Origin of the sequence: uncultured Campylobacter sp. (assembly GCF_938018145.1) — a bacterium.
Lineage (GTDB): Bacteria > Campylobacterota > Campylobacteria > Campylobacterales > Campylobacteraceae > Campylobacter_A.
On the sequence record NZ_CALIII010000442.1, the window covers coordinates 1 to 5,413 of the forward strand.

Here is a 5,413-nt window from a genome sequence, read left to right on the forward strand (position 1 = left end):
ATTCGGTAGAAGAAAAGCTAGAAGAAGCCCGCAATTCTCTAAACGCTAATAGTTTGTTAAAGTCGTTTCGTCGGCTTTTAAATTTCGGAGATGAGGCATACGGTTTGATAAGACCGATATGTCTCAAATTGCGTGTTAAATTTAGATTTATAAATTAGTGATAAAATCAAAAAATAGTCTCGTGAAAAAACGGGGCAAAAGAAAGGATAACTTATGAAAAAGATTGCTCTTGCTTTAGTTGCTGCTACTGCGCTTTTTGCCGCTGATTCAGCTTACAATTACGAACTAACTCCAACAATAGGCGGCGTTCATCCTGAAGGAAATTTGGGAACAAATGAGCAGTCGGCTATCGGTTTAAGAATCGGAAGAAACCTTGAGAATTTCTTTATAGACCACGTAGAACTCGGTCTTAGCCACACTAACAAGATAAGAGAGTATGGCGTAGACGGAAAGGCTACTAGATATTTCGTTAATGCTATTAAAGATTTCGGCCTAACTGAAAAACTATCTCTTTACGGTTTGCTTGGAGCTGGATATGAAGATGTTTCAAAAAGATTCGTCAAAAACGATGACGGCGGCTTTGGTCAATACGGCCTTGGTTTGAGATATCAAATTACCGATAACTTTGCTCTACGCGCTGAAGCGGTAGATGCTATTAAATTTGAGCATGCGGATCACAACCTATTCTATACGCTAGGTTTTGCAGTCGGCTTTGGTGCTAAAAATGCTCCTGTAGTAGCTGAAGTGGTTGAGGTTAAAGAGCAAGCCGTCGTAGTGCTTGACGACGATAACGACGGCGTTTTAAACGATGTTGATCAATGCCCAAATACACCGGCTGGCGTAGTAGTTGACGAGACTGGATGCGAGAAGGTTATCGTTCTTAGAGATATCGGCGTAAACTTCGCATTCGATAGCTACAAAATAACTCCAAAATATCTTGAGGAGATCAAAAAAGTAGCTAACTTTATGGGTGAAAACCCAGGCTACCGCGTAGTTCTAAGCGGTCACACAGATAGCGTTGGTGCTGAGGCTTACAACCAAAAACTATCTGAAAAAAGAGCAAACGCAGTTGCTAAAGCTCTTGAGGAACTTGGCGTAAGCGCAGACAAGATCACTTCTATCGGATACGGCGAGCTTAAGCCTGTTGCTTCAAATAAAACAAAAGAAGGACGCGCTGAGAACAGACGCGTTGAAGCTAGATTTAACAAATAATTAGTCTAGCTTAGTAGCATGGACGAGATTAAATTCGAACTTATTTGGTCGTTAATCTCGTCCTACTCTTTAAAAATCTTAGGCTCTATCGCCATCTTGCTTATCGGCAAATGGTTAGTAGCTAAAATCTCAAATCTTATATCAAAGTTAGTAATCTCTTCTAGACTTGACGAAACTCTTTCAAATTTCCTTTTAAATATCATCAAAACGCTTCTTATGGCTTTTGTGATAATAGCCGCGATCGCAAATTTGGGTGTCGAGACGTCTATGTTTGTCGCTGCGCTTGGCGCTGTCGGTCTTGCTATCGGTATGGCGTTTAAGGATACTTTTTCAAACATTGGCGCAGGATTTTTGATAATATTTTTTAGGCCGTTTAAGCTCAAGGATCATATCGAAGTCGCAGGCGTACAAGGCGCAGTCAAAGAGATCAATATGTTTAGCACCGTTTTACGCACGACCGATCATAAAACCATTATCATCCCAAACGGTCGCATCATAAGTAGCAATATAATCAACTTCTCAAAAGAGGGCACTAGACGCGTCGAGCTCGTGTTTTGCATAGATTATAAAGACGATCTAAAGCTTGCAAAAGAGATTATTTTAAACCTAGCCGACGAAAATAAAAAGATCTTAAAAGAGCCAAAGCCGTTTGTCGGCGTCGGAAGCCTGGGCAAAAATAGCGTAAATTTGACCGCTAGATTTTGGTGTGCGAGTGATGATTTTTCCGACGTGCAGTTTGCTATGCTTGAGAGCGTTAAGCTTGCATTCGATGCCCAAGGTATCTCTATACCATCGCCACAGCTCAGCATCCGCTATCAGGATAAAAGGCAAGACGAGCAAATTTGATTTACCGGTTTGCACGGTTTTTCTTGGTTCTTTGGCTTCTTTTATGTGGTATGTTGTAGATTGGTTTTATGCTCGTATCCTATTTGGTCCGTAAGGCAAATAGATTAAATTTGATCCAAAATCAATAGCGCACAAGCACTTTAAAAATGTACAAATTTTGACGTATTCCTTATCTGCCGTATTGCAAAAATTAAATTTTACCGCTTTCGTCAAATTTAAAATCTAATTCATATTTTAAAGTCAAATTTGACAGCATAAACATTTTAACAAATCCTTAATTTCGGCGTCTTAGAGTGCAGTTGTATAAAATTTAGCCCAAAGCCAAAAAGCATAAATTTAAAAATCAAAATTTACAAAAGCTATCTTAAGGCAAATTTTAAAATACAAAAAGTAAAATCAAAGTTTATTAAAACGTAAATTCGGCTTGAAAATGCCGTCAAATTTGCAACATTAAAATAAAAAACGAAAGAAGTAAAATGAAAAAAACCATACTTTTTGACCTCGACGGTACGCTCATCGACTCGACGCCTGCAATCATTGACGGATTTGGCGCAGCATTTCTCGTTCACGGCAAACCCGCGCCAAACCCTGAGGCCGTCAAAGCTCTAGTCGGCCATCCGCTTGATTTTATGTTTGCGGGGCTCGGTGCGCCGACGCAGCTAGTGCCTGATTATATCGCAGCATACAAGGCTCGTTACGAGCAGATTTTTTTGGAACAAACATCTCTGCTTGAGGGTGCGGCGGGTGCGTTGGCACTTGCTAGCGAGGTCGCGGACGTTGGCGTCGTGACGACGAAAACGTCGAAATTTTCGGTTATTTTACTTGAGCATTTGGGCGTCATGAGGTTTATCAAAACCGTGATCGGCAGAGACGACGTAGTAAATCCAAAACCAGACCCCGAGCCCATAAACACGGCTCTTGAGCGCCTAGGCAAAACGAGCGCGCAAGATAAGGCGAGCGCCTTTATGGTCGGCGATACGACGATGGATCTGGAGTCGGCAAAGCGTGCTGGTATCGCGGGCGTCGGGCTAGTTTGCGGCTACGGCAAGGAGGCTGATTTGCGCGAGCATTCAAATTTGATCTTTCAAAATGCATTTGAAGCGGTTAAATTTATAGCCGGCAGATGAGCTTAGCCAGCTACTGTGCCAGTTAAATTTAGCGACCAAAGCCTATATTTAGCTTGCTAAACTACTGTTTTGGTATTGTGCTGTGGTTAAAATTTGGCCGCTTGCGTGGACAAAATTAAGTCAAATTTGCCATAAGCTCGCAGGCAGAAGGGCAAAATTGACTTATCTGTGCGCTCTTTCTTTTTTAAAGTACTCGAATTTATCGATTATATCGAGATAAACACTGTCAAAGCCCGCGTCGAGAACCTTTTTTGGCACGAGCCGTCATTCCTCGTAATTATTTTTTGCCAATCCACATCCCGATATTTAACGACGTAATTTCCCTTCCAGTGCGGGTTTTTCTCTGCTAGCCGTTGGGCTTGCCTGTTTTCCAGGCGCCATTCCAATAATACCGGTAATCCTCCGCCCCCCTATGCTCATATAGTAGATCACGAGCCGCTTCCCGCCGTTGCGTTTTGTTTTGAGCTCCCTTACTTCGGACTCGGCGTAGGCTTTTACGAAGTGAAACAAATCCATATCGTAATCCGTATTTTTGAGCGCAACGATAAGCTGCCGTTTTGTAGAAATTTTTTGCTGTTAATCAGATACAAAAAGTTTTCGGCGTCCCAAACCGTTTTTATATCTTTGCCGTTTACGTTGTGCGGGGTGTTTGGATACTTCGGAACGGCGGTAAGGTTGCGTTTATCGGCTGCAAAAGAAAGAAAATCGTTTTTTATTGCGCCGATACGAGGCGTCCACATCGCTCGCGGCTGAACAATAATCGGTAGCTAACACCCGCACGCCGTTTTGCGCGTAGAGGCGGCAGAGCTTAAGCATGTATTCGTTTGCATCGGCGTAGGTGGGCTCGTCGTCGCCCAAGTAGCCGTAAAGCTGCGACTCGGCACTCACGGCCGAGACTGCGCATAGGTGGCTCTGCTATAGCTCGCCGCTAGCCGAGCCGTTATTGGTAGTGAGCTCAAGCCCGTTTTGCGGGATGACGATAAAGTTTTTATCAAATTTTTGCCGTATTGCGAGATGGTAATGACGAAGCGGCGCATATCCTCGCGGTAGTCTGTCGCGGGTTTTGCTTCGCCTGCGCGATTTTCATCCGCTGCGGCATAAAAGCATAAGGTAAAAATCACGGCTAGCGCAGATAAAATTTTACGTATAGCTTCTTCGTTTTTTAAATTTATCGCTTAAATTTGAGCGGTTTTTAAAATAGGCCGCCAAATCAAATTTGAGGCTTTGGATTATTAAATTTAATCATTTTTGAAAATGTAAAGCGGCGGATTAATGATAGATTTTGGAATTTAGCTCTATAATAAAAGATTTTTAAAAATCGTAAGAAAATTTAAGGCGGAAAAATGGCTAAAATAATGAAAACTATGGACGGAAACGAGGCTGCGGCGCACGCGGCTTATGCATTTACGGAGGTTGCGGGCATCTACCCGATCACCCCTAGCTCGCCGATGGCTGATTACACCGATATGTGGGCGGCTCAGGGCAAGAAAAATCTATTCGGCATGCCGGTTAAGGTAGTCGAAATGCAAAGCGAGGGCGGGGCTGCGGGCACCGTGCACGGCTCGCTGCAAGTAGGCGCGCTAACTACGACATACACGGCTTCGCAAGGACTTTTGCTAAAAATCCCAAATATGTACAAGATCGCAGGCCAGCTACTACCCGGCGTCATCCACGTGAGCGCGCGCTCTATCGCGGCCCAGGCGCTTTCTATCTTTGGCGATCATCAGGACATTTATGCCTGTCGCCAGACGGGATTTGCGATGCTGGCAAGCGGCTCAGTGCAAGAGGTCATGGATATCGCCGGCGTCGCGCATCTGGCGGCGATCAAGGGTCGCGTGCCGTTTTTGCACTTTTTCGACGGATTTCGCACGAGCCACGAGATACAAAAGATCGAGGTGCTTGATTATGCGCACTTTGATAGGCTTCTTGACCGCGAAGCTCTGCAAAAATTTAGAGACGAGGCGCTAAGTCCCGAGAGCCCGAAAACTCGCGGTACGGCGCAAAACGACGATATCTACTTCCAGACGCGCGAGCTATCCAACCGCTACTACGATGCGGTGCCTGATATCGTAGCGGAGTATCTAAAAGAAATTTCAAAAATCACTGGACGCGATTATAAACCGTTTAACTACTACGGCGATCCGCATGCTACGCGCGTCGTGGTCGCGATGGGCTCGGTCACGCAAACTCTAGAAGAGGTGGTTGATCACCTACGCGCAAAGGGCGAA

Annotated in this window: 5 protein-coding genes and 1 pseudogene; 4 read left to right on the forward strand and 2 right to left on the reverse strand. The window is 44.3% G+C overall.

The annotated features are described in order from the left end of the window. The first annotated feature begins 213 nt into the window (after positions 1-213). From Q0338_RS10380 to Q0338_RS10390, 3 genes are all read left to right on the forward strand, one after another. The gene (locus Q0338_RS10380) at positions 214-1,212 is read left to right on the forward strand and encodes an OmpA family protein (protein ID WP_298086657.1); all 999 of its coding nucleotides are present in this window, start codon (positions 214-216) and stop codon (positions 1,210-1,212) included. A 96-nt stretch (positions 1,213-1,308) separates the two neighbouring features. Then, complete coding sequence (locus Q0338_RS10385; protein WP_298086661.1) at positions 1,309-2,058, forward strand: mechanosensitive ion channel domain-containing protein; 750 nt, start codon at positions 1,309-1,311, stop codon at positions 2,056-2,058. Positions 2,059-2,534: 476 nt separating this feature from the next. Beyond that, entirely contained in the window at positions 2,535-3,185 is a 651-nt protein-coding gene (locus tag Q0338_RS10390; RefSeq protein WP_298086658.1) for an HAD family hydrolase, read from the forward strand. A 306-nt stretch (positions 3,186-3,491) separates the two neighbouring features. Here the strand turns inward: Q0338_RS10390 and Q0338_RS10395 are convergent, their stop codons facing one another. Beyond that, a complete protein-coding gene (locus Q0338_RS10395; protein WP_298086659.1) occupies positions 3,492-3,701 on the reverse strand; it encodes a hypothetical protein in 210 nt (69 codons plus the stop codon). A 165-nt stretch (positions 3,702-3,866) separates the two neighbouring features. Continuing rightward, positions 3,867-4,073 carry a hypothetical protein gene (locus tag Q0338_RS10400; protein ID WP_298086660.1) on the reverse strand — a complete coding sequence of 69 codons (207 nt, stop codon included), beginning with the start codon at positions 4,071-4,073 and terminating at the stop codon, positions 3,867-3,869. Between the two features lie 455 nt (positions 4,074-4,528). Between Q0338_RS10400 and Q0338_RS10405 the strand changes: the two are divergent. Then, a pseudogene (locus Q0338_RS10405) lies at positions 4,529-5,413 on the forward strand (pyruvate:ferredoxin (flavodoxin) oxidoreductase); the annotation flags it as partial.

Bases quoted from the DNA above. Each gene is read 5' to 3' on its own strand.
- Q0338_RS10390 (WP_298086658.1), top strand. From the start codon at position 2,535: ATGAAAAAAACCATACTTTTTGACCTCGACGGTACGCTCATCGACTCG.
- Q0338_RS10380 (WP_298086657.1), top strand. From the start codon at position 214: ATGAAAAAGATTGCTCTTGCTTTAGTTGCTGCTACTGCGCTTTTTGCC.
- Q0338_RS10395 (WP_298086659.1), bottom strand. From the start codon at position 3,701: ATGGATTTGTTTCACTTCGTAAAAGCCTACGCCGAGTCCGAAGTAAGG.